The following is a 22,960-nucleotide window of genomic DNA, read 5'->3' as shown; positions in this document are numbered from 1 at the left end:
ACCACCGGCGCTGCCCGGTCAGTTGACGCACGGGACGCCGTTGGCGATGATCGAGTCCGGGCTGGAACCTGTGTTCTGTTGCCGGTGCGGTCCGTCGAGCTGCACGGCGCGCGGTGGCGCGAAGCCCGGCGCGGCGGGCCCGTGGTAGTCGCCGCCGATGACCACCTGGACCCGGCCGCGGGGCATGGACTCGTCGGCCTCGATCGGCAGGCCTCCCAGCAGCGTCGCGATCCGGTTGGCGTCAGCATCGTCCTCCGGGCCGTGGCGCACCACGGACTTGGCCCGCGCGGGAGCGTTGCCGGCCTGACCCACCTGTTCGCCCCGATTGGCGAGCTCGGTCCGCACGCGCTGGGCCAGCCCCGGTGTCTTAGTCGCGTTCAGCACGTCCACCCTCGCGGCCGCGGACTGGGACTTCGTCTCGCCAGGCTGCCCGGCTTCGGCCGTCGACGGGTCGATCGTGCTGCTGATCGCGGCCTTCACCTTGCGGGGATCGACCAGGATGGCGTCGCCGTCCTCCGGGGTCTGGTAGTCGGCGTTCTCGATGGGGATGGTGGTGAACCGGACCGCGCCGCCGGCCAGCCCGCGCAGCCGGTCGGCGAACGCCAGCACGTCCCAATCCCGGTCCAGCACCACGGATTCCTGCAGCGACCCGATCAGTTCGCGCAGCCGGGACGGGTTGGCCAGCACACCACCGGAGAGCACCGATTGCGTGAGCCCGGCCAGGAAGGCCTGCTGGCGCACGACGCGGTCCAGGTCGCCGCGCGGCAGCCCGTGTCGCTGACGCACGAATGCGAGCGCGTCCGGGCCGGAGATCGTCTGCGGCCCGGCTGAAAAGTTCGCGCCCGAGTAGGAGTCCCGGGCGGGCGCCAGCAAGCACACCGGGACGCCGCCGACGGCCTCCGTGATCCGCGCGAAGCCGAGCAGGTTGACCTCGGCGTAGTGGTCGACCGACACGCCGGTCAGCTGCTCGACGGTGCGCACCAGCAGCTTCCGCCCGGCGTCGCCGCCGAGCCGCGCCAGCTCCGCGGGGTCGGCGGTGCCGCGCTTGGTCTGCACCGCGATGGCGTCTTCCTTGCCCCTGCCGTAGGCGGAATTGATCTTGTGGCGGCCGAAGCCCGGGATCTGCACGTAGGCGTCGCGGGGGAAGGAGAACCCGACGGCGCTGGATCCGTCGTTGGGGATGTGCAGCAGGATGATCGTGTCGGTCAGCGCCGCGTCGTTGGCCCCGGCGTGCAACTCCCGGAGCACGTTCTCGGGCAGCGGTTTGCCGTGCGCGTCGGTTCGGCTGTCCATGCCGACCAGCAGGATGTCGGTCGCCCCGTCGGCCCCGGCCCCGTCGGTGACGTCGCTGGTCGCGAGGCCGTCGAGCAGGTGCCGGTAGTTGGACCACGCGTATCCCGTCACCGCCAGGACCAGCACGGAAAGCACGGTCACCGCGGCGCGAGCGCTGGCGCGGGCGCGGTCCGCCGACCGGCCGCGGGCCGGCGAGCGGCGCGGTGCGGCGGGCCGGCGGCTTGCTGGCCTGCGGGCGGCCGCTCGGGCGTTGCGGTGCGGTGGCACTGGTACCTCCGGCGGGTGCGCCCCAGGCGCTACTCGGACCTCGGTGACCCCTTCAGCATCCCACTCACCAGGGCATTCAGCAGATCATCCGATAGCGGATGATCTGACGACGCACGGTAACGGATGTGTTCGTCCACTGCGGACGGTGCGAAAGGCCACAGTGGATTTTCGGTCAGTCCTGGGGTGGGCCGGGAGTCGGTCCGCTGGGCAGGTCCCCCTGCCGGATGCGGTAGACCTGCAGCGAGGTGTCGTAGTACTTGGTGGTTTCGCCGACCCACTCCATGCCGATGCGTTCGGCGGTGGCGATGGCGCGGGTGTTGTCCGGCAGCGCCAGGCCGAAGACCGCGTCGATGTCGAAGGTGAACGCCCAGCGCAGCAGCGCGGTGGCGGCCTCGGCGGCGTAGCCGTGGCCCCAGACCTCCGGGTGCAGCTGCCAGATCAGCTCCAGGTCGTGGTCGTACGGTGGGAGCATCCGCAGCACCAGCCCGCCGACCACCACGTCGTCGGACCGGCGCTGCATCGCCCACCGCCCGGTGGGCGGCACCAGGTTCGGCTGCGACTCGATCCAGGCGTGCACGACGGCGCGCATCGTGGCGAGATCGGCGACGTTGGCGACGACCGGTGTGAGCCACTCGGTCACCTCCGGGCGGCCGTAGAGCGCGAGCGCCGCCTGCACGTCGCTATCGCTGGTAGTCCAGTCGCGCACGATCAGGCGGTCGGTTGTCAGGAGAGGCATGGCGGCCACCGCCTTCGGCGACGCTGGGGGGAGGCACTCCTGATTCTAGTTCGCGCACGTCGTCGGATATTTTGCTGATTACACCTATCGCTTCAGTGTTGATTGAAATTAATGGTAGTAGACGCGGCTGGCGACCGGGTTCGCGCGGTCGTGCTCGGCAACCTGCTCGCGGATCGCGCCTTCGAGGTCCTCGACCGCGCCGGCGGCGAACCGCTGTTCGATCGGGATCATCCTGGGGAGTGCGGAAGGGGCCGGTCGTAGGCTGGGCGAATGCCAGTGAAGCGCCCGAATCCCGCCCGGTGGTTGCACTACCAGTACGGCGGCAAGCTCCCCGAGCTCTACCGGGAGTGGGTGCTGCGCGATGCCACTTGCAAGACGTGGGTGCTGCGGGTGCTGGTCCGCGGCCTGATCCAGATCGCGCCGCTGGGACTCGCGTTGTTCCTCGGGCTCGGCCTGCTGGGCGGGTCGTGGCCGATCGCCGCGGGCGCGCTGCTGCTGGGCATCCTCGTGGTGGGTCGAATCGTGGTGACCAGCGCGGTGGACAGCGTCGACGCGCGGCTCGTCCGCTACGGCTATCCACCCGGCCACGGCTCGGCGGTTCGGGGGCAGCGCGATGCCGACGCCGCCGAGCGCTACCGCGCCATCTGGCGCCAGCCGCCGCAGGCGTAGCGCGAACTACCCGCCGAGGGTGCGGATCACCGCCACCGGGCACGGTGCGTGGTGCAGGACGCCGTTGGCGACCGAGCCGAGAAGCAGTCCCGCGAAGCCGCCACGGCCGCGGTGACCGACGACGAGCAGCTGAGCCTGCCGGGCGGCCTCGCACAGCGTCGCGACGGGGTGCTGGTTGGCCACCTCGCGCCGCACTGTGACGTCGGGGTAATCAGCGCACCAGCCGGAGAGCTGTTCGGCGAGGTGCAGGTCGGCCCGGTTCTGGATCTCCTGCCGGTCGGGCAGGGGATAGGTGCCAACGGTGAAGAAAGCATCGGGCAGCGCCTGGACCGCGATCAGGCCGGTGTGCCGCCGGTTCGCGGCGTCGAAGGCGTAGTGCACCGCGACGTGGCTCCCCGGCGAGTTGTCGACACCGACGACGACCGGGCCTGACGCCGCTGCGGCACCGCGCACCACGACGACCGGACAGCGGGCGTGCGCGGCCACCGAAGTGCTGATCGCGCCGAGCAGCACGTCCCGGAACACGCCGTGCCCGCGAGATCCGACGACGACCAGCTGGGCGCTTTCGGAGCGGTGGACCAGTTCTTCGGCCGGGTGTCCGACGGCGACCTCATCGGTGATCGTCAGCTCGGGCCGCGCGCGGTGGCAGCGCTCGGCGATGTCGCGGACCGCCTGCTTGGCGAACCCTTCCCGCGCGGGATCGTCGTTGACCACGACCAGGTGCACCGGAACGGCCAACCGCGTCGCCTCGGCGGTGGCCCACAGCGCCGCCTGCGCGGACGATTCCGAACCGTCGACTCCCACCACGACCGACTGCTTCGTCCTGGCCATCTCCAACCGCCTCCTCAGCACCACAATGCGCATCCGCCAGCGCGCGGTAGTAGGGCCGATGGGCCCCGCGCCGACGCACCCGAACGGAGGCTTGCCGACCAGCGCATTTAGTATCGGTCGGTGTCCGATGAGCTGACTCCCGCAGCGATCTTCCGCGCCGGTACCCGCCTGCGGCAGGTGGTCCGACGAACTCCGTTAGAAACGAGCAGCCGCCTGACCGGCGAACTTGGCGTCCCGGTTCGGTTCAAGCGGGAGGATCTGCAGGTCTGCCGCTCCTACAAGGTGCGCGGCGCGTACAACCTGATCTCCTCGCTCGACGCGGACGAGCGCAAGCGCGGGGTGGTGTGCGCGAGCGCCGGCAACCACGCGCAAGGCGTGGCGTTCGCCTGCCGCGAGCTGAAGATCAAGGGCCGGGTGCACCTGCCGGCGAACACGCCTCGGCAGAAGCGCCGGCGGATCGCCGAGATCGGTGGCGAATGGGTCGAGCCGGTGATCACGGGCAGCTCCTTCGACGAGGCCAGCGCGGCGTCCAAAGAGGACAGCGAGCGCACCGGTGCGGTCTACGTGCACCCCTTCGACGACCCGCGGACCATCGCCGGGCAGGGCACGGTCGGACTGGAGATCGCGGAGCAGCACGACGGCCCGATCGACACCGTGATCGTCCCGGTCGGCGGCGGCGGGCTGCTGGCCGGCGTGGTGCTGTGGCTCAAGGAGCATTTCCCCGAGGCGCGGGTGATCGGGGCCGAGCCGGCCGGGGCGGCCAGCATGCGCGCCGCTCTGGACCATGGCAGGCCGATCGCCCTGCCGTCGGTGGACACCTTCGTCGACGGCGCTGCGGTCGGGCGCGTCGGCGAAGCCGGCTTCCGCGTGGTGCGCGAACTGGTCGACGAACTGGTGGCGGTGCCCGAAGGCGCGGTGTGCACCGAGATGATCGAGCTGTACCAGACCGAGGGGATCATCGCCGAGCCCGCCGGGGCGCTGGCCAGCGCGGCGGCCCGGCTGCCGCTGGTGCGCCCGCCCCGGGGGCCGGTGGTGTGCGTGGTTTCCGGCGGCAACAACGACCTCAGCCGCTACGGCGAGGTCGTCGAACGCTCGTTGGTGCACGAAGGGCTCCGGCACTACTTCCTGGTCACGTTCCCGCAGGAACCGGGAGCGCTGCGGCACTTCCTGGACAATGTGCTCGACGACGGCCAGGACATCGTCGCGTTCGAGTACGTGAAGAAGAACAACAGGGAGACCGGCCCGGCGCTGGTCGGCATCGAGCTCGACCGCGCCGACGAGCTGGACGGTCTGCTGACGCGGATGAAGGGCTCCCCGCTGCAGATCGAGCAGGTCTCCCCGGGCTCCCCGCTGTTCTCGTTCCTGGTCTGACCTGACTGTTCCAGGCTCGTTTGCGGTGCGGGTCAGGGCCGTCCTGGGCGGCCGCCAGCCAGCCGCGGACGTTCACCAGCGGGTCGCGCAGTTCGTGCGCGATGTCGCTGCGACCACGCCGAGCGCAGCTACTGCGACAACATCATCACGTTCGCCGTCCTCGCCGTATTTGTCCACAAGGGATAGTCCACTGTGCTTGATCAGGTGGATTGGGCTCCGGCGCTCAGGAGCACCGCGACGTCGAGCAGGGCGACGAGGACGACCGCGTGGAACGCGGTGCGGGAACCCGGGCGGCGGCCAAGCGCGAGACCAGCGCCGAGCACGGCCGCCGCCAGCGGCAGGATCACCCATGAAACGTCCACCAACGTCGCCGACGCGGCCAGGACCAGGCATGCGGCCACCGCGGTGCTCCGCGCCGCGCCCAGCCGGTGTGGCAGGCCGTGGACGCCGGTGGCCGCATCATCACCGAGGTCCGGCAGCACGTTCACGAAATGAGCGGCCGAACCCAGCAACGCCGCCGCGAGCACGAGCCAGACCGGCGGCGGCCCGCCGCCGCCGAACATCACGAACGCGGGCAGCAGCCCGAACGACAGCGCGTACGGGAACACCGAAAAGGGACCGGACTTCAAACCAAGGTCGTAGGCCCACGCGGACACCAGCGCGATGAGGTGCGCGATCGTCGCGACGGCGCCGAACGGCAGCGACAGCACCACGGCCGCCGGAGCCGACACCAGCACGGCGACCAGCGCCGTCCGCCGGGAGATCGCGCCCGCCGCCACCGGCTTACCCCGCCGCCCGACCCGGGCGTCCCGGTCGGCGTCCACCAGATCGTTGAGCCACCCGACGGACAACTGCCCGGCCAACACCGCCGCCGCCGTCAGGGCCAAGCCGCCCGCATCGCGCCCGACGGTCATCGCGAGCCCGGTGGTGATCGCCGTGACGGCCAGCGCCGGGACCGGGTGCGAGGCCCGGATCAGCGAGGCCGCAGTTGCGAAATGCCGCACCCGGCCGAGTGTGCCAGCCTGGAGCGCATGGCACGTTCCGGCCGGACCGTGCGGCGCAACGATCCTCTGCTGTACGAGGTCTTCGCCGACCAGTGGTGGCAGCCGCGTGGCGTCTTCGCGATGTTGCACTGGCTCGCCGCCGCGCGCGGCGCGCTCGTCCCCACCGCGGCGCGAACCGGAGCGGTGCTGGTGGACCTCGGCTGCGGCGCGGGACTGCTGGCCCCGCACGTGGCGGGAAAGGGGTACTGGCATGTCGGTGTGGATCGGTCGCGGACCGCGTTGCGGCAGGCCGCCGAGCACGGGGTGCAGCCGGTCGCCGGGGATGTCCTCGCGGTCCCGCTGCCGGACGGGTGCGCGGATTGCGTGGTGGCAGGGGAGGTTCTGGAACACGTGGTTGATTTGCCCGCCGCGGTAAGGGAAGCCTGCCGGTTGCTGCGGCCCGGGGGCCTGCTGGTGCTCGACACGCTGGCGGCGACGGCCTTGTGCCGGTTGGTGGCGATCGGGATCGCCGAACGCGTTCCGCACGTGGCAGTGCGCGGAGTGCACGATCCGGCGCTGCTGGTCGACCGCGGCGAGCTGATCACCGAAGCGGCCCGGCACGGCGTCGCGCTGACCCTGCGCGGGGTGCGCCCGTCGCTGGTGGACCTGCTGACCTGGGCCGCAGGCCGAGGGGGAGGCGTTCGGCTGGTCCCGTTCTCGTCGACAGCGGTGCTGTTCCAGGGCATCGGCCGGAAGAAGGGGTGAGGGCTGTTGTCGCTGTTCTCGGTCGTAGAACCGTTTTCACCGGCCGCCGCGCAGGAAGCGGCGCGCGACCTGGTTCCGCGGATCGCCGCGCGCGCAGAGCACTACGACGCCTCCGGCGCTTTTCCCAGCGAGGACTTCGTCGACCTGCGTGCTCGCAGCCTGCTGGGGCTCATGGTTCCCGCGGAACTGGGCGGGTTTGGCGCATCGTTCGCCGATTACGCCGCGTTCGCGGCCGAACTGGCCGGTGGGGCCGGTTCGACGGCGCTGATCTTCAACATGCACGCCTCGGTCACCGGCGCGCTGGCGCACACGCCCGAAGAACTGCTTCGGGAACTCGGCGCGCCGGAAAGCTGCTTCGCCGCGCGGGATCGGCTGCTCGCCGCGGCGGCCGACGGCGCGCTCTACGCGGTGGCTATGAGCGAACGGGGCACGGGTTCGAGGTTGTCGCGCACCGCCACCACCTTCCGCCGCTGCGACGGTGGATATCGGATCAACGGCAGCAAGGCCTTCGTCTCTGGTGCCGGGCATGCCGACGCCTACCTGGTCACCGCCAGGGACGTCGACGCCGCCGAGCCGAAGGTGTCCTACTTCGTGGTCCCGACCGGCGACGGCATCCGGGTGGAACCGACCTGGGATTCGATGGGCATGCGCGCCACGGGAAGCCACGACGTGCACTTCGAGGTGTCGGTCGGCGCGGATGCGCTGCTGGGTGGAATCGAGGGCATCACGCTGCTGACGGCGCAGGCGATGCCGCAGTGGCTTGTCGCGTCGTATGCCGCCGTGTACGTAGGCGTGGCGCGGTCGGCGCTGCGCGTGGGTGGCATGCACCTGCACGAGCGCAGACTGCACACCTTGCCGACCGTGCGTTCCCGGATGGGGCGGGCGGACGCGGCGGTCGCCGCGGCCGACGCCGTGGTGCGGGAGGCGGCCCGGCGGGTGTCGGAGCGGCCGGGGGAGCCGGAGACGAACCGCTGGGTGTGGCGGGCGAAGCTGGTCGCCGGTGACACCGCGGCATCGGTGGCTTCGTCGGTGCTGGAGGCCGCCGGGGCGTCGGCGACGCGGCGCGGGCACCCGCTGGAGCGGATCTACCGCGACGCGCGGTGCGGTGCGTTGCAACCGGCGACCTCCGACGTCTGCGCCGACTGGCTCGGGGTGGCCGCGCTCGGCGGCGACCCCGACGACGAGACCGAGTCGCCGCGTTGGTGACGCCGTTGATCGCCGGCTTCGGCTCGGCGCTGCCGGACACCACCGAGCAGCAGGTGCTGTGGGACGACTTCTTCCAGGAGCATTTCCGCGCCAGCCGCCTCGCCCGGCGGGTGTTCGCGGGCGCCGGGGTGCGTCGCCGCCACACGGTCGCCAACCCGATCAAGGAGGACCTGTCCGGCTGGTCCACGGCGGCCCGGATGCGCCGCTTCAGCGAGGAAGCCCCGCGTCTGGGACACCAGGCGGTCGCCGCCGCGTTGGACGACGCCGGCATCGACGGCGACGATGTCGGCCTGCTCACCGTCGTCTCCTGCACCGGGTACGGCACGCCAGGGCTGGACATCAAGCTCGCCGCCTCGCTCGGGCTGCGCCCGGACCTGCGGCGGCTGTTCGTCGGCCACATGGGTTGCTACGCGGCCCTTCCGGCCCTCGGCGGCGTCGCGGACTTCGTCGCGGCGCACGGGCGAGCCGCGGTGCTGCTGTCCGTCGAGTTGACCTCCCTGCACATCCAGCCGCCGACCGATGACCCGCAGCAGGTCGTCTCCCATGCGCTCTTCGGTGATGCGGCCGCGGCCGCGGTCCTGCAGCCGCACTCGGCGGGGCTGGCTGTCGTCGACATCGCCGCCTTCACCGACGCCAGCGCCAGCACCCACATGACCTGGGACATCACCGATCTCGGCTTCCGGATGGGGCTTTCGCCGCAGGTGCCGGACGTGCTGGCCCGGCACCTCGGCGCGGTGCTCGACGACCTGCTGGGCCGGAACGGCCTGCGGCGCAGCGACATCCGCGGCTGGGCGGTGCACCCGGGTGGCCCGCGCATCCTCGACACCGTCGAAGACACCCTCGGCCTGCCTCCCTCGGCCCTGCAGCCGTCGCGGGATGTTCTCGCGGAGCGCGGCAACTGCTCCTCCGCGACGCTGCTGATGGTCCTCGAAGAGCTCCGGGCCGGCGGCGAACTCCGGCCCGGGAGCCACATCGCGGCCCTTGCATTCGGTCCCGGACTGACGCTCTACGCCGCGCTGCTGGAAGTCATCATGTGAGCCATGGGACTCGAACCGATCACACTGGCCGCGCCCCACCAGTTGCGCTGGTCGTTCACCTGTCAGGTCTGGCGCGACGTCGTGTTCGTGCATTGGCCTTGCGCGGCACGGCAAATCGAGGCGGTGCTGCCGTCGCGCACCCGGCCGGATGTGTTCGACGGCACGGCGTGGGTCGGCGTGGTCGGTCTGGGGATGGTGGTCACCAGTCCGCTGAGGATGCGGTTCACCGAGGTCAACGTGCGGACCTTCGCCGTCGACGAGCACGGCCGCCGCGGATTGGTGTTCCTGTCCTTGGCCGCCTCGCATCCGGCGTTCGTGCGCCTCGCCAGGGCGGTCGGTCATCTTCCGTACCGGTCGGCGGCGGTCGAATGCTCGACGACCGCAACCGAAACCGCCTACCGTGTCGAGCGATCCGGCATCGGCCTGAGCATGCGCATCCGGCGCCGCGAGCGCGTCGCGCCGACCAGCGCGGACCGGTTCCTCACCGCGCGCTGGCGGATGTTCTCGACGTGGCACCGCTGGCCCGTCGCGGTCCCGGTGGTGCACGAGCCCTGGGCGCTGGATTCCGCCGAACTGCTCGAGTTCACCGATGCCGGCCTGCTGGGCGAGTTCGGCCTGGCTCCGCCGGCCCGGCCCGTCGTCCGGTTCGCGTCCAGAGTGGACGCCCGGTTCGGCCGGCCCGCCCCGGTGTGACGACGCGGCGGGCCCGGCTCCGTGTGGAGCGCGGGCCCGCCGGTTTCGGGGAAACGCCGGTCGGACGGTCATTTGCCGCCGACGTCGAGGTCGACGCAGGCGTAGAAGGCGTTCGCGGTGTCGGCGACGTTCCAGACCGCCAGCACCTTCTGCTTGCCGCTGACGCCGCCGAGGTCGACGGTGTGCGACAGCTGCGATGGCGGCTGCTGGCCGCCCTGGTCGAACACGGCGACCCGGTTGCCGCCGATGAAGTACTCCCAGGTCGTCGTGCGGTGCGCGGTGGTCAGCGTCCAGTTGAACGTCACCGAGTTGCCGACCGGCGTCGCGGTCCAGCCCTTGCTGTCGTCGTCAAGCTCCGCGAATCCCTCGTTGCCGCCGCTGCAGCTGGTCAGGCCCCTCGGGCCCTCGACGCTCTGCGGCTCGTACTTGATCGCGCCGCACGGAACGGTTCCGGCGGCGCACTGGGCCTGCCGGCTCGCCGGCGAGTCGACGTAGCCGTGCGCGCTGGCGCTGCCCGCCGGGATCGTGATCAGGAAGGGGGCGAGCGCCGCACCGACCACGGCAGCGGCGAGCTTCGGGTTCTTGTTCATCTCAGCTCCTTTGGTGAGACCGCCTCGTCAGGTGGGTGGTGCCTGACTGGCGGTTGCTGGGGTGGAACTTGGCGGAGGAAGGGGAGAGAGAACATTCCGGCGACCACCGGTCAGCCGGGCGGACCCCACGCTCAGCCGTGGTCTGGACCATAGGTTTCGGTTGTTGCGGCGGTCAAGATTCGTCCGGTTCGGCGCCCCGTTCACGCCGCCCGGATCGACGGCTGGTCTGCGACGATGTGCCAGATGTCCGTTTCGAGCGTATTTTTCCCAAGCCGTTTGCCGTTTTTCACCCGCCGTTCATGAATCCTTCATGCTTCCGGCCGTATTTCGGTGCGCGAGTCCGCGTGGTGGGACGGCCGGTGCGGCCGTTGACACCGGGTGGCGGCCCGCTCGACGATCGCCTGGTGATGATCGCGTTCACCCGGCGTCGGCACGTCGATCTGCGCCGCGTGGCCAGCCAGCCCTGTCGCCGGTGACTGGCGCGCGAACCAGCGCGTCGAACTTTCAAGTCCTAAAAGGACGTCCCAGTTCCCGCTTTCTCGGGTCGCCGTCGGGAGTGACCCGCGTCGAGGCGCGGTAACCACAACCCACACCCCAGCCCAACCCCGGGTCGCTTATTGATTCGTAGGGCAATTGTGTGATGTCAGGCGGCGTAGCGGACTTCGGGTTTGCCGAGGTAGGAGCGAACTCGGTCAGGCGGCTTGTGGAGCCGGTGGAGGAAGGAGCGGACCGCTTGTTTCAACTCGTCGCGGGTTTCGGTGCTGTGCCGGTGGTCATGGTCCTTTTGAGGTCGGCACCCCTGGATCTCGTCGGGGTTGAGCTCGGGGCTGTATCCGGGCAGGAAGTGCATCTCGATCGCCGCAGCGTGATCGGTCCAGCCACTTGCGGACGGTGTTGCGGCGGTGGACAGGATGACCGTCGGCGATCACCTGGACCGTACGGTCCAGGTGACGGGTCAGAAGGTCCAGAAACGGCACGAACACGCCGGCGTTGAACGACCCGGTGTAGACGGTGAAGTACAGCTCGCCCCTTGTTACCGATCGCGCGCATGGCGTTCACGCTGAGCCGTTTCCCCGGTCTTGCCCACCACCGGTGTCCGGGCGGCCGGTGCCCAGGTTCGGCCCACTGCGGCATCCGAGCGGATCCCGGGTCTGGTCCAGCCACACGATCACCGCGCCCTCGCGGCGGGCGCGAGCGGCGATGGCCGGATAGTCCTCCTCCCCCCATCGGCGCACGGCCTCGGGGTCCCGCTCGTAGGCCCTGCGGATCGGTCTCTACAGCGACACACCCCAACAGCGCAGAGAGTCGCCGACGGTGCGCAAACTCAACACGACGCCGTGGCGCACCCGGATCAACTCGGCCACCGCCTTGCGGGTCCACACCACCCCAGCCGAACGCGGCGGAGCACGACCGGCCCGAAAGGGGACTGGATCCGCACCTGCATGCGCTGTCGGCACACCCTCACCACCCGCCTGTGGTCACCCGAGGAGGGCGCAATTTCGCGAGAAATTGACCGTCACCCGGGTGAACGTCAATTTCTCGCGAAATTGGCACCACCCTCGCCCCACCGAAGGAGAACCACCGATGTCCTGAATCCAGCTCAGCACGTTCGTCCTGTTCAGCCTGCTGATCTTCGCCATATTCTCCACCCAGCTACCCGCAAGAGGCCTCGCGTTCTCGATCCGGCCAGCACGCCGGAGGCGGCGAAGCCGCCACGGTCTGGCACCTCATAGCCGGCATCGAAGCCGAAACCCGCACCGAAGACACCGGGCGGAACAAGAACACCCCCACAGACCACCGGGATCTCCCCAGCCGACCGAGGCGAGCTCGGCGCCCCGGGAGGAGCCCACCGGGTGGCACCACCTGTGTGTCTGAACGCTCGTGAGTGATCCTTCCGGTTCTTACCGGAAGGATCACTCACGAGGCCTGACCTTCCCAAGCCGGGCCGGTGCGGCGCCTCCCCCGGCCTCCGCCGCACCAGACCTTCCCCGGTGACCGGGCGCGAATGCCCCGCGCGCCCGGTCACCGACCGCCCTGCGCTTCAGGAAGAACGACATGACACCTTCAGGCCGCCCGGACGCGAGCGGAATGCCCTGGCTTCGCCTCGTAGAGACAACTCACGCCGCACGAAGCGAGTAGGTCGATCAGGTCGGCTGCCGGGCGAACCGGCACCGCAATGGCGAGCTGGTCGTGCTTGACCCTTCGAACCCTGTTTCCGCCACACCTGCGCCCATCCGGACACCGACTGCGGCGCTACCGCGAACACCAGCGCCGCCTCGACCTGCCTCATCCCACCATGCACCGCCGCGACCACCCTGCGCCGCAGATCCTCCTGCACCTCAGGCGATAACCTCCGCGCATCCCGCACACCAGCGATCCCGCCAGACCAACGAAGATCACACCCTTGAGTTCCCTATCAATAAGTCCCAGGCATTGCAAGTAAGTTGGGAGCAGGTGCCCTTCATTCGGAGGTTGGTGGACGATGGGTGAGCGCTCGTTCGAGCTGAGGAAAGTTGCGCTCGCGGCGTTCGGGCCGACCCTGCTGTTCGCCACCGGCGAGGGCGCCATCATCCCGATGATCCCGCTCATCGCCGCCGATCAGGGTGCCGGCCTGGGGGTAATGGGCTTGATCGGCGCCATGATCATGGTGGGGGAGCTCATCGGCGACGTGCCCAGCGGTGCGTTCGTGCACCCGCCTCGGCGAGCGGGCTGCGATGATCGGCGCCTCGGTCGTGTCGGTTCTCGGCCTGCTCGGCTGCTACTTATTGATCTGGGTGGCAAATGTGTGATGTCAGGCGGCGTAGCGGACTTCGGGTTTGCCGAAGTAGGAGCGAACCCGGTCGGGCAGCTTCTGGAGCCGGTGGAGGAAGGAGCGTACCGCTTGTTTCAACTCGTCGCGGGTTTTCGGGGCTGTGCTGGTGGACATGGTGCGTTTGAGGTCGGCATTGAGTATCTCGTCGGGGTTGAGTTCGGGGCTGTATCCGGGCAGGAAGTGCATCTCGATCGCCTCAGCGTGCTTGGTGATCCATTGCTGGATGGTCTTGCGGCGGTGGACGGGGTGTCCGTCGACGATCAGGTGGACCTTGCGGTCCAGATGGCGGGTCAGCCGGTCCAGGAACGGCAGGAACACCTTGCCGTTGAACGAGCCGGTGTAGACGGTGAAGTACAGCTCGCCTTTGTTCCCGATCGCGCACATGGCGTTCACGCTGAACCGTTTCCCCGTTTTGCCCACCACCGGTGTCTGGCCCGCCGGTGCCCAGGTGCGGGCCACGGTGGCGTCGGAGCGGATCCCGGTCTGGTCCAGCCACAGGATCAGTGCGCCCTCGCGGCGGGCGCGGGCGGCGATGGCCGGGTAGTCCTCCTCCAGCCATCGGCGTACGGACTCGGGGTCCTGTTCGTAGGCCTTGCGGATCGGTTTCTGCGGCGACAATCCCCAGGAACGCAGGTAGTTGCCGACGGTGCGCAGGTTCAACACGATGCCGTGGCGCACCCGGATCAGCTCGGCCACTGTCTTGCGGGTCCACACCAGGCCGGTCAGCCCGAACGTGGCCGGGGTGTGCTCGGCCACCGCATACCGCAGCTTGCGCTGCTGGCGGGCACTCAACGCTTTCTGCTCGCCGGGTTTGCGACCCCGGCGACGCCCGGTGAGACCCTTCGAGCCGCGTTTCCGCCACGCCTGCACCCATCTGGACACCGACTGCGGGGCCACCGCGAACACCCGGGCCGCCTCGACCTGCGTCATCCCACCATGAACAGCAGCGACCACCCTGCGCCGCAAATCCTCCTGCGCCTCAGGCGATAACCTCCGCGTGTCCCGCACACCAGCGATCATGCCAGAACAACGAAGATCACACCTATAAGTTCCCGATCAATACTTCTCGACGAGCCCGTGGATGTTGGGCGCGAGCGTGTTCCTCGTCGGCCTTTCGACGGCGGTTTTCGCGCTCGCCAGGCACGCGTTCATCACCACGACGGTGCCGCTGCGCTTCCGGGCCAGGGCGTTCAGCGTGCTCGGCGGGCTGTTCCGCGCGGGCTACTTCATCGGCCCGTCCCTGGCGGTGCTGGTGCTGATGGTGACACCCGACAAGCGGGCGGTCTTCCTGCTGCACGTCGCGTTCGCCCTGGCTGCGGTGGTCCTGCTGCTGTGCACCAAAGACCTCGGCACCGCCGAGGATCCGGCGGCCTCGCCCGAGCACCGAGGACTGGTGGGAACGTTGGTGCGCCACCGCGGCGTGCTGGTGCGGATGGGCACCTGCGCCGCGCTGATCGGCGGCCTGCGGGCGTCCCGGATGGTGGTGCTGCCGATGGTCGCGGTCGCCACCGGGCTGCCACCCTCGACGACCGCGATCGTCATCGGCATCGCCGGCGGAATCGACTTCGCGCTGTCCCGTGTCCGGGCTGACTGAGCTGCTCGGGGTCGGGTTCGCCGGGGCGGGCATGGGCGTGCTCGGCCGGCTGGGGGCGGGCCTGCTGCTGCGCTACCGGAATGCGGGCCAGTGCTCTGCCCTTTAGGGCGGGGGTGAAGGCTCGCGCTGGGAGGGCCGTCATGGCCCGAGCAGTGCTTTAAGCCGGACGGTTCTGCTGCTCGATGTACTGCTTCACGACGCTCAGCGGTGCCCCGCCGACGGAGCCTGCGAAGTACGAGCCTGACCAGAGTTTGTTGGCTCGGTAGTAGTGGGGTACGAGGTCGGGAAACTCCTGGCGCAGGCGCCGGGAGGACACGCCCTTGAGGGAGTTGACCAGGCGGGCCACGGCGACCTTGGGCGGGTAGTTGACGAGCAGGTGGACGTGGTTGTTCTCGCCGTTGAACTCGACCAGCTCAGCCTCGAAGTCCCGACACACGTCCCGCATGATCTGCTCCATCCTCGACAGGTGCCGGTCGCCGAACACCTTGTGCCGGAACTTCGTCACGAACACCAAGTGAACGTGCATCGCGAAAACACAGTTTCTGCCAGTTCGAATGCCTTCTATTTCACCCATAAACCAATGGTATAGTGCGCTCGTGCAGCTCCGTTTCAATTACCGCGTGTATCCGACGCCGGGCCAGCAGATCGAGTTGGCCCGGGCGTTCGGGTGCGCGCGGGTGGTGTTCAACGACGGGCTGCGCCTGCGCCGGCAAGCGAGGGACGCACACGAGAAGTACATCTCGGACAGCGAGTTGTCCCGGCGGTTGATCACCGAGGCCAAGCTGACGCCGGAACGGGCGTGGCTGGCGAGGTGTCCGCCGTGGTGTTACAGCAGGCCCTGGCGGACCTGAAAACCGCGTACCGCAACTTCTTCAACTCGATCACGGGCAAGCGCAAGGGCCGCAAGGTGGCCCCGCCGCGGTTGCGGTCCCGCAAGGACAACCGGCAGGCCATCCGGTTCACCAAAAACTCCCGGTTCAAGGTGCTGGACAACGGGCAGCTCAGATTGCCGAAGGTCGGTGACCTGGAGGTGCGCTGGTCACGGCAACTACCCTCGGACCCGTCTTCCGTAACGATCATCAAGGACGCGGCGGGCCGGTACTTCGCATCGTTTGTCGTACAGACAGGTGAGGACGAAACGTTGCCGCCGGTCGACTCCGAGGTGGGCATCGACCTGGGCCTGACTCACTTCGCGGTGCTGTCGGACGGCACGAAGGTCGCCGCCCCGAAGTTCCTGCGCCGCGCGGCCCGCAAGCTCAAGCGGTTGCAGCAGGACCTCTCGCGCAAGCAGAAGGGCTCGGCCAACCGCAAGAAGGCCGTGACCAAGGTGGCTCGCGCTCAAGCACGGGTGGCCGACACCCGGCGGGACTGGCAGCACAAACTGTCCACGACCATCGTCCGGGAGAACCAAGCGGTGTACGTCGAGGACCTGTGCGTTGTCGGTCTCGGCCGGACGAGACTGGCGAAGTCGGTGCACGACGCCGGGTGGGCCGGCTTCACCAGCATGGTGGAGTACAAGGCCGCCCGGTACGGGCGGACGTTCGGCCGGGTGGACCGGTACTTCCCGTCCACCCGGATGTGTTCGGCCTGCGGGCGCATCAACGACAAGATGGCCCTCACCGTCCGATCGTGGGACTGCCCGTGCGGCAGTCACCACGACCGGAACGTGAACGCGGCGAAGAACGTGTTGGCCGCCGGGCAGGCGGACGACGGAAACGACCGTGGAGCGCACGTAAGACCGGGACTCGTCCCGGCGGCGCGCAGGGAAGCGGTAACCCACCCGGACGCCGCGCGGTCCACGCGCAGCGTGGAGGGAATCTCCGTCCTTTAAAGGACGAAGAGGATGTCAAATCCCCCGGTACATCCCGCGGGCCGAGGTGAGCGGCTGAACGTCGGTGTGCCGGGTCACATTACCCACCCGGCGGCGTGAGCCGCGAGCGGGCGGGTGATCGAATGGCGGCGACACCGCCGCCGGAGCAGGGGAGACGCATGGCTGCCAAGAAGTCCGTCTGGGCGTCGGTCGTGGCGGCCGCGCTGCTGGGCCTGATGTGGGTGGTTTTCGAGTCCGGCTTCTTCGACCCGCAGGGCGGTGCCGCCGGGTCCGCCACCGGCCCCGCCGCCGAGCAGCTCGCCGAACTCCGCGTCGCCCAGTCGGTTTCGATGGATGGCTACTCGCGGGAGCGGTTCAAGCACTGGATCACGAAGCCGGAAGCCGGGAAGAACTGCAACACCCGCGAGGCGGTGCTGGCGCGGGACGGTCAGAACGTCCGCTCCAACAACGCCTGCGAACCTACTTCCGGGACGTGGACCAGCGTCTACAGCGGCCAGCAGCTGACCGACCCGTCGGCGATCGACATCGACCACATGGTGCCGCTGGCCAACGCTTGGCGCAGCGGCGCGAACAAGTGGGACGACCAGCGCCGCGAGCAGTTCGCCAACGACATGGAGCTGCCGCAGCTGGTGGCCGTCGACGCGAGCTCCAACCGCAGCAAGGGCGACCAGGACCCGTCCCAGTGGAAGCCCGAGCGCGCCAACTGGTGTAGCTACGCGACGAGCTGGATCACGGTCAAGCGCTCCTACGACCTGACCGTCACCGAGCCGGAGAAGAAGGCGCTGCAGGAAATGCTCGCGACCTGCGGCTGATCCCACGCCGTGAGCCGTCCGCCTGTACCTGGTTTGGGTACAGGCGGAACCGCGCCGGCGTGCAGGCCGCCAAACGCGGCCTGCTGTAACGGGAATCAGCCGCCGAGGGCTTGCTTGGCGCCCTGGTGCAGCGGGATCGGGTCGGTCTTGGTGGCGTTGTCCTTCGTGATCTCCTTGGCCGAGGGGTGGACTTACGGTGCGGTTCCCGGACATTCGTCCACAGTGGATTGTCATGTGCGCGGCACGGTCCGGCGGACGTTATCGTGCTGTGACGGTCCCGGTGTTGATTCCGCGATCCACGGTCCGTCCGAAGAGGCGTCCAGGATGCCCTCCTCCAGCCAGGAATAGCGGCCGTCCAGCACCTTTTGCGCAAGGCCCCGGTCGGCGGCGTCGGTGTTGTGCCAGAGCTGCCGGAACAGCGTCTCGACGCGGCGGCGCGCCTGGCGGCAGAACGCGTCGGCCAGCTCCACCGCGGACGGGTCCTGGCCTGCCGAGCGGGCGTGCACGCAGCTGGCGCTCATCGCGTAGAGCTCCGCGCCGATGTCGACGATGCGGCCCAGGAACAGTTGCCGGTGCTCCAGCTTGCCCTGCCAGCGCGACATCCCGTAGAAGGTCTGGCGCGCGATCCGCCGGCTGGCCCGCTCCACGAACCGCAGGTGCTCGGCCAGCGGCCCGTATTCGCCGAAGCCGCCCGGCAGCTGCCCCTTGCCGGCCACCAGCGTCGGCAGCCAACGCGCGTAGAAGTTACCGGCGCGGGCGGCCGCGCGCGCCTTGCGGGAGAGGTCCGCCTTCGGGTCGATGATGTCGCCCGCCACCGACAGGTGTGCGTCGACCGCTTCGCGGGCGATCAGCAGCTTCATGATCTCGCTGGAGCCCTCGAAGATCCGGTTGATCCGCAGGTCGCGCAGGAGCTGCTCGGCGGGCACCCCGCGCTCGCCCCGCGCGGCCAGCGAGTCGGCCGTCTCGTAGCCGCGCCCGCCGCGGATCTGCACCAGTTCGTCGGCGACCAGCCAGGACATTTCCGAGGCGTAGAGCTTGGCCAGGGCCGCTTCGATGCGGATGTCGTGCCGGTCGGCGTCGGCCAGCCGGCCGGAGAGTTCGAGCACGGCCTCCAGGGCGAAAGCCGTGGCTGCGATGAAGGAGACCTTGTCGGAGATCGCTTCGTGCTCGCCGATCGGCCGACCCCACTGGACCCGCTGCGCCGACCACTCGCGGGCGATCAGCAGGCACCACTTCGCGGCGGCGGCGCACATCGCGGGCAGCGACAGGCGCCCGGTGTTCAGCGTGGTCAGCGCGATCTTCAGGCCTTCGCCCTCGCGGCCGATCCGGTTCTCCGCGGGTACCACGACGTCGTGCAAGCGGGTCACGCCGTTCTCGATGCCGCGCAGCCCGAGGAACGAATTGCGGTTCTCCACGGTGATGCCGTCGGCGTCGCCTTCGACGACGAATGCCGTGACGCCGCCGCGATGCCCCTCAGAGCGCGGCACCCGCGCCATCACCACCAGCAGGTCGGCGAGCACGCCGTTGGTCGTCCAGAGCTTGACCCCGTTGAGCGTGTAGCTCCGGCCGTCCGCGCTCGGCACCGCGCTGGTGGCCAGCCGCGCCGGATCGCTGCCCACGTCGGGCTCGGTGAGCAGGAACGCGGTGATCTCGCGGACGCAGCGCGGCAGGAACTGCCGCTTCTGCTCGGCGGTGCCGAACATCTTCACCGGCTGGGGCACGCCGATGGACTGGTGCGCGGACAACAGCGCGCCGATCGACGGGTTGGCCGTGGCGACGAGCATCAGCGCCCGGTGGTAGTAGACTGCCGGCAGCCCCAGGCCCCCGTACTCCGCGGGAATCTTGATGCCGAAGGCGCCGATGTCCTTCAGGCCGTTGATGACCGCGTCCGGGATCCGGGCGTCCCGTTCGATCTGGCGTCCGTCGACCTCCGTCTCGCAGAACTCGCGCAACCGCTCGAGGAACGTCTCCCCCTGGGGTGAGCTCTGGCCGTCGGGCATCGGGTCGATCAGGTCGAGCCGCAGCCTGCCGAGGAACAGCTCCTTGCCGAAGCTCGGCCGGTCCCAGCGGGATTCGCGGGCCTCCTCGGCCACCTGCCGGGCCTGCGCGGCGTCAACCCGAACCTCGCGATTTCTGTCCACTGTGGTCATCAATGCCCCCAACGGTTCGAACGTTGGTGATGTCGGTCACGCAACGATACTACTGATCGGTAACCGGCAAAACCCGACGGCCGGGTGGTTGCTCCGCACGTCAGCCGATCGGGCGGCGCGCAGCACCGCCCCGGCGACGCCCTGTTCGACGGGATGCCGCACCGGTGGACGACGCCCGGATCTTCCTGACCTCCGGCGGCGGCCGGTTTGTAAGCTCGGCGGGCGCAACACCGTCGATGTGGCACCTGGGAGAGGAAGCACCATGACCACCGAGCTGAGCGCCGACGCCCTGACCGGGCTCCTTGAGCGGGCTCGCCAGGACTACCAGGACCTCGCGGAACGCCTGCTCTCGCTCGACCTCACCCGGGGCAAGCCCTCGCCGGAGCAGCTCGACCTCTCCGATGACCTGCTGAGCCTGCCCGGCGGGCGGCACACCGCCGCCGACGGCACGGACGTTCGCAACTACGGCGGGCTGCAGGGGCTGCCCGAGCTCCGGGAGATCTTCGCCGGGGTGCTGCAGGTGCCGGTCGCGCAGCTGCTCGCGGCCGCGAACTCCAGCCTTGAACTCATGCACGACTGCCTGGCGCACGCCCTGCTGAGCGTCCTGCCGGGCGCCGAATCGCGCTGGGTGGACCAGCAGCGGATTGCGTTCCTGTGCCCGGTGCCCGGTTACGACCGGCACTTCGCGCTCTGCGAGCGGTTCGGGATCGACATGATCCAGGTGCCGATGACCGCTGACGGCCCGGACATGGACGTCGTGGAGCGGCTCGTCGCCGAGGACCCGGCGATCAAGGGCATCTGGTGCGTTCCGAAGTACAGCAATCCGGACGGCGTCAGCTACGGTGACGAGACCGTGGCGCGGCTGGCGTCGATGAGCACCGCCGCGCCCGACTTCCGGATCTTCTGGGACAACGCCTACGCGGCCCACCACCTCACTGACGAGCCCGTCGAGATCGCCGACCTCCTAGCCGCCTGCGACGAGGCCGGGAACGCCGACCGGGTCTTCGTGTTCGGTTCCACTTCGAAGATCACCGCGGCGGGCGCGGGCGTCGCCTTCTTCGGCTCGTCGCCCGCGAACGTGCAGTGGCTGCTCGGCAACAACTCCAAGCGGTCGATCGGCCCCGACAAGATCAACCAGCTGCGGCACGCCATCTTCCTGCGCGACGCGGACGGGGTGCGGGCCCACATGGAGCGCCAGCGCGCCCTGCTGCAGCCCAAGTTCGAGGCGGTGGCGCGGATCCTGGAGGCGGAACTCGGCGGGACCGGGCTCGCCACCTGGGCCTCGCCCAAGGGCGGGTACTTCGTGTCCCTGGAGGTGCAGGACGGGTGCGCCAAGGAAGTCGTGCGCCGTGCCAAGGAGGCCGGCATCGCGCTGACCCCGGCCGGCGCGACGCACCCGTACGGCAACGACCCGCGCGACGCCTTCATCCGCATCGCGCCGAGCTACCCGGGGCTGGAAGAGCTGGAGCGGGCGATCGAGGGGCTCACCGTCTGCGTCCGTCTCGTCGGCTACGAGAAGCAGGCCAGCTAGGAGGCTGTTTTTTCGCGGTGGTGCGGTTGAGCGGCGCTTGGCCGTACCGCAGTCGGTTCGTTGCTCGCGTAACGCAATCGGGCTGCGGATCTTGTGGTTCGGTCGTCCGGCGGGGCAGACTCCTGCGTCATGGCGAAGTCGACGCGCATAGCGCTGCTTTCCGTTGTCGTAGCAGTCCTTTCCGTGCTGGGCTTCGTCGCGCCGTCCCAGGCGGCGCCGCCCGGCCGGATCGATCCCCGGCCCAGCACCGCCGAGTTGGCCCGGAAGTTGGACGAACTCCAGGGGCGGAGCCACGGCGCGATCGAGGTCGCCGCGATCGGCAAGTCCAACCAGGGCCGGCCGGTGTGGAGCGCGAGGGTTGGCGACGGGCCGCTGCGCGTCCTCTACGTCACCCAGCAGCATGGCGACGAGCCGCTCGGCACCCCGGCCGCGCTGGAGTTCCTGCGCGAGGTCGGGGTCGGCCAGAGCCGCTACCAGCGCTGGCTGCGGTCGCAGGTGACCGTTGACATTGTGGTGCGGGCCAACCCGGACGGCCACGAGCTGAACTGGCGGTACAACTACGCCCCCGACGCGGCTCCGGATTACGGCGCGGCGGGCAAGGGTTACGACATCAACCGCTACCACGACCCGGCGGTCGCGCCCGAGAACAATCCCGCTACCGAGGCGGGCCTGATCCAGCGCCACTACACGGAGTTCCAGCCGCAGATCGTGGTCGACTACCACATGCAGGGTCGCTACGCCGGCGGTGGCGGACGCGAGATCACCGCATCGCTGATGTGGCCGACGAACCCGGGCGTTACGCCGAGCAACCTCGAGTTGGCCAAGCAGATCTCGGTGGTGGCGCAGCGGTCGATGACCGATGGCGGGGCGAACGTTTCGCAGTACCCAGGCGGCGACTACCGGGGCATCGCCCGCAACGCCTACGGCCTGCGCGGCAGCGGCAGCGTGCTCATCGAACTCAGCGACATGGGCCCGCAGCACGAGCAGGCGCAGATCGATTCGGCTCTGCGGTCCATGTTGGCCATCGTGCGGAGTGCGGCCGATGGTTCGCTTGGGACGATCGACCCGGCCGATGCGGACGCGATCCCGCCGCGCGGCGAGCCGATCCCGCAGGCCGCTGCGGCCGGCACGCATGCCGACTGACGCGAGCGGGAAACGGCCTCAGGATGTCGGCGGCCGCGAGGTCGAGGCTCGGGTGCTCGGCCGTGCGGCGGTTCTGCCCAGGCTCCTCCATACTCGCGCCGGCGAACCGTCCAGCGCGCTCTCGCCGAGCCCCCGCTGGTCCACAGGCCGGGCGCCGTCGCGGACGCTCGCGGCCGGACTTTCCGCTACCGACCCCGCGCGCCGCCGCGGCGAAGGTCGCCACCTGGCCGTGAGTGATTTTGGGTGCCATAGCACCGAAAAACGCTCACGGTCCTCGGTCCTGCACCGCGCACACCAACCGTCCGATGTGGACATCGCTCGACTCTGGAGGCGCCCACCCAACCGCAGGCAGACCCCGTGTTCGGCGTGCACAGCAATGGGACGGCACGGCCGGCGCTCATGAGCTCTCGCCGAGCTCGATCGCGGCGGCGGGGCACATGCTGGCGGCTTCGCGGACGGAGGTGTGCAGCGACTCGACCGGCTCGGCGTCAAGCAGGATCACGATGCCGTCCTCCTCCCGCTGGTCGAACACCTCGGGGGCGAGCAGTGCGCATTGCCCCGCCCCGCAGCACTTCTCCTCGTCAACGGTCACCGAAGAAACGTAGTGCGGAGGCCCCCGGATTTATCCGTGGGGAGGAAGCACAAA

27 protein-coding genes and 1 pseudogene are annotated in these 22,960 nt (G+C 69.6%); 14 read left to right on the top strand and 14 right to left on the bottom strand.

Annotated elements, in window-relative coordinates; genetic code table 11:
* Positions 1-18: 18 nt before the first annotated feature.
* From FDZ84_RS33120 to FDZ84_RS40250, 3 genes are all read right to left on the bottom strand, one after another.
* Positions 19-1,560, bottom strand: a complete 1,542-nt coding sequence (locus FDZ84_RS33120; protein WP_168589059.1) for an LCP family protein — start codon at positions 1,558-1,560, stop codon at positions 19-21.
* A gap of 172 nt (positions 1,561-1,732) precedes the next feature.
* Positions 1,733-2,296: a GNAT family N-acetyltransferase gene (locus FDZ84_RS33115; protein WP_168589058.1), complete on the bottom strand. Its 564-nt coding sequence runs from the start codon at positions 2,294-2,296 to the stop codon at positions 1,733-1,735.
* A 108-nt stretch (positions 2,297-2,404) separates the two neighbouring features.
* The gene (locus FDZ84_RS40250; protein ID WP_256413605.1) at positions 2,405-2,527 is read right to left on the bottom strand and encodes a hypothetical protein; all 123 of its coding nucleotides are present in this window, start codon (positions 2,525-2,527) and stop codon (positions 2,405-2,407) included.
* A gap of 39 nt (positions 2,528-2,566) precedes the next feature.
* Between FDZ84_RS40250 and FDZ84_RS33110 the strand changes: the two genes are divergently transcribed.
* Positions 2,567-2,965: a DUF5313 family protein gene (locus FDZ84_RS33110; protein WP_168589057.1), complete on the top strand. Its 399-nt coding sequence runs from the start codon at positions 2,567-2,569 to the stop codon at positions 2,963-2,965.
* A gap of 6 nt (positions 2,966-2,971) precedes the next feature.
* On the opposite strand, the gene FDZ84_RS33105 is transcribed toward FDZ84_RS33110, so the two are convergent.
* The gene (locus FDZ84_RS33105) at positions 2,972-3,796 is read right to left on the bottom strand and encodes a universal stress protein (protein WP_168589056.1); all 825 of its coding nucleotides are present in this window, start codon (positions 3,794-3,796) and stop codon (positions 2,972-2,974) included.
* Positions 3,797-3,916: 120 nt separating this feature from the next.
* Between FDZ84_RS33105 and ilvA the strand changes: the two genes are divergently transcribed.
* The gene (gene ilvA, locus FDZ84_RS33100) at positions 3,917-5,167 is read left to right on the top strand and encodes a threonine ammonia-lyase IlvA (RefSeq protein WP_168589055.1); all 1,251 of its coding nucleotides are present in this window, start codon (positions 3,917-3,919) and stop codon (positions 5,165-5,167) included.
* Positions 5,168-5,367: 200 nt separating this feature from the next.
* Here ilvA and FDZ84_RS33095 read toward each other — a convergent pair whose 3' ends face one another.
* A complete protein-coding gene (locus FDZ84_RS33095; RefSeq protein ID WP_168589054.1) occupies positions 5,368-6,171 on the bottom strand; it encodes a UbiA family prenyltransferase in 804 nt (267 codons plus the stop codon).
* 27 nt (positions 6,172-6,198) lie between these two features.
* On the opposite strand from FDZ84_RS33095, the gene FDZ84_RS33090 reads away from it, so the two are divergent.
* From FDZ84_RS33090 to FDZ84_RS33075, 4 genes are read left to right on the top strand one after another with little or no spacing between them, the layout of a single operon-like run.
* Positions 6,199-6,915 carry a bifunctional 2-polyprenyl-6-hydroxyphenol methylase/3-demethylubiquinol 3-O-methyltransferase UbiG gene (locus FDZ84_RS33090; RefSeq protein WP_168589053.1) on the top strand — a complete coding sequence of 239 codons (717 nt, stop codon included), beginning with the start codon at positions 6,199-6,201 and terminating at the stop codon, positions 6,913-6,915.
* 6 nt (positions 6,916-6,921) lie between these two features.
* Complete coding sequence (locus tag FDZ84_RS33085; protein ID WP_210435272.1) at positions 6,922-8,121, top strand: acyl-CoA dehydrogenase family protein; 1,200 nt, start codon at positions 6,922-6,924, stop codon at positions 8,119-8,121.
* On the top strand, positions 8,118-9,158 hold the full coding sequence (locus FDZ84_RS33080; protein WP_246868604.1) for a type III polyketide synthase: 1,041 nt from the start codon (positions 8,118-8,120) through the stop codon (positions 9,156-9,158). The genes FDZ84_RS33085 and FDZ84_RS33080 overlap by 4 nt, the downstream gene beginning before the upstream one ends.
* 3 nt (positions 9,159-9,161) lie before the next feature.
* Positions 9,162-9,851 (top strand): DUF2071 domain-containing protein, encoded by a 690-nt coding sequence (locus FDZ84_RS33075; protein ID WP_168589051.1) that lies wholly within the window; start codon positions 9,162-9,164, stop codon positions 9,849-9,851.
* 68 nt (positions 9,852-9,919) lie between these two features.
* Here the strand turns inward: FDZ84_RS33075 and FDZ84_RS33070 are convergent, their stop codons facing one another.
* Positions 9,920-10,441, bottom strand: a complete 522-nt coding sequence (locus FDZ84_RS33070; RefSeq protein WP_168589050.1) for a lytic polysaccharide monooxygenase auxiliary activity family 9 protein — start codon at positions 10,439-10,441, stop codon at positions 9,920-9,922.
* 137 nt (positions 10,442-10,578) lie between these two features.
* On the opposite strand from FDZ84_RS33070, the gene FDZ84_RS33065 reads away from it, so the two are divergent.
* Complete coding sequence (locus tag FDZ84_RS33065; protein WP_168589049.1) at positions 10,579-10,917, top strand: putative leader peptide; 339 nt, start codon at positions 10,579-10,581, stop codon at positions 10,915-10,917.
* Positions 10,918-11,084: 167 nt separating this feature from the next.
* On the opposite strand, the gene FDZ84_RS33060 is transcribed toward FDZ84_RS33065, so the two are convergent.
* The 5 genes from FDZ84_RS33060 to FDZ84_RS33040 all read right to left on the bottom strand — a co-directional run bounded on the left by FDZ84_RS33060 (position 11,085) and on the right by FDZ84_RS33040 (position 14,273).
* Positions 11,085-11,351, bottom strand: a complete 267-nt coding sequence (locus FDZ84_RS33060; RefSeq protein WP_371812934.1) for a hypothetical protein — start codon at positions 11,349-11,351, stop codon at positions 11,085-11,087.
* 145 nt (positions 11,352-11,496) lie between these two features.
* Positions 11,497-11,676, bottom strand: coding sequence for a hypothetical protein (locus tag FDZ84_RS33055; protein WP_168589047.1), 180 nt, complete (start codon positions 11,674-11,676; stop codon positions 11,497-11,499).
* A 39-nt stretch (positions 11,677-11,715) separates the two neighbouring features.
* Entirely contained in the window at positions 11,716-11,823 is a 108-nt protein-coding gene (locus FDZ84_RS41230; protein WP_168589046.1) for a winged helix-turn-helix domain-containing protein, read from the bottom strand.
* Positions 11,824-12,902: 1,079 nt separating this feature from the next.
* The gene (locus FDZ84_RS33045) at positions 12,903-13,133 is read right to left on the bottom strand and encodes a hypothetical protein (RefSeq protein ID WP_168589045.1); all 231 of its coding nucleotides are present in this window, start codon (positions 13,131-13,133) and stop codon (positions 12,903-12,905) included.
* A gap of 99 nt (positions 13,134-13,232) precedes the next feature.
* Positions 13,233-14,273, bottom strand: a complete 1,041-nt coding sequence (locus FDZ84_RS33040; RefSeq protein ID WP_168588396.1) for an IS630 family transposase — start codon at positions 14,271-14,273, stop codon at positions 13,233-13,235.
* 55 nt (positions 14,274-14,328) lie between these two features.
* On the opposite strand from FDZ84_RS33040, the pseudogene FDZ84_RS33035 reads away from it, so the two are divergent.
* Both FDZ84_RS33035 and FDZ84_RS40245 read left to right on the top strand, forming a co-directional pair.
* Positions 14,329-14,847, top strand: a pseudogene (locus FDZ84_RS33035) (MFS transporter); the annotation flags it as partial.
* A complete protein-coding gene (locus FDZ84_RS40245) occupies positions 14,831-14,953 on the top strand; it encodes a hypothetical protein (protein WP_256413604.1) in 123 nt (40 codons plus the stop codon). The pseudogene FDZ84_RS33035 and the gene FDZ84_RS40245, both read left to right, overlap by 17 nt.
* Positions 14,954-15,004: 51 nt before the next feature.
* On the opposite strand, the gene tnpA is transcribed toward FDZ84_RS40245, so the two are convergent.
* Positions 15,005-15,421 carry an IS200/IS605 family transposase gene (tnpA, locus tag FDZ84_RS33030; RefSeq protein WP_168589043.1) on the bottom strand — a complete coding sequence of 139 codons (417 nt, stop codon included), beginning with the start codon at positions 15,419-15,421 and terminating at the stop codon, positions 15,005-15,007.
* Between the two features lie 22 nt (positions 15,422-15,443).
* Here tnpA and FDZ84_RS39640 point away from each other — a divergent pair, with 22 nt between their 5' ends.
* From FDZ84_RS39640 to FDZ84_RS39635, 3 genes are all read left to right on the top strand, one after another.
* The gene (locus FDZ84_RS39640) at positions 15,444-15,698 is read left to right on the top strand and encodes a helix-turn-helix domain-containing protein (protein ID WP_246868603.1); all 255 of its coding nucleotides are present in this window, start codon (positions 15,444-15,446) and stop codon (positions 15,696-15,698) included.
* Positions 15,668-16,678, top strand: coding sequence for a transposase (locus FDZ84_RS33025; protein ID WP_246868602.1), 1,011 nt, complete (start codon positions 15,668-15,670; stop codon positions 16,676-16,678). The genes FDZ84_RS39640 and FDZ84_RS33025 overlap by 31 nt, the downstream gene beginning before the upstream one ends.
* 158 nt (positions 16,679-16,836) lie before the next feature.
* On the top strand, positions 16,837-17,490 hold the full coding sequence (locus tag FDZ84_RS39635; RefSeq protein ID WP_168589042.1) for an HNH endonuclease family protein: 654 nt from the start codon (positions 16,837-16,839) through the stop codon (positions 17,488-17,490).
* 230 nt (positions 17,491-17,720) lie between these two features.
* Here FDZ84_RS39635 and FDZ84_RS33015 read toward each other — a convergent pair whose 3' ends face one another.
* Positions 17,721-19,640: an acyl-CoA dehydrogenase family protein gene (locus tag FDZ84_RS33015; RefSeq protein ID WP_168589041.1), complete on the bottom strand. Its 1,920-nt coding sequence runs from the start codon at positions 19,638-19,640 to the stop codon at positions 17,721-17,723.
* A gap of 262 nt (positions 19,641-19,902) precedes the next feature.
* Here FDZ84_RS33015 and FDZ84_RS33010 point away from each other — a divergent pair, with 262 nt between their 5' ends.
* Entirely contained in the window at positions 19,903-21,171 is a 1,269-nt protein-coding gene (locus FDZ84_RS33010) for an aminotransferase class I/II-fold pyridoxal phosphate-dependent enzyme (RefSeq protein ID WP_168589040.1), read from the top strand.
* A gap of 129 nt (positions 21,172-21,300) precedes the next feature.
* Positions 21,301-22,314, top strand: coding sequence for a M14 family zinc carboxypeptidase (locus FDZ84_RS33005; protein WP_210435271.1), 1,014 nt, complete (start codon positions 21,301-21,303; stop codon positions 22,312-22,314).
* Positions 22,315-22,711: 397 nt separating this feature from the next.
* On the opposite strand, the gene FDZ84_RS33000 is transcribed toward FDZ84_RS33005, so the two are convergent.
* Positions 22,712-22,906, bottom strand: coding sequence for a ferredoxin (locus tag FDZ84_RS33000; protein WP_168589039.1), 195 nt, complete (start codon positions 22,904-22,906; stop codon positions 22,712-22,714).
* Between the last annotated feature and the right edge of the window lie 54 nt (positions 22,907-22,960).

The sequence above is a fragment of the Saccharopolyspora sp. ASAGF58 genome (genome assembly GCF_012277335.1).
GTDB lineage: Bacteria > Actinomycetota > Actinomycetes > Mycobacteriales > Pseudonocardiaceae > Saccharopolyspora > Saccharopolyspora hattusasensis.
The sequence above is the reverse complement of the archived record's forward strand: the minus strand, read 5'-3'. Positions and strand labels throughout refer to the sequence as shown.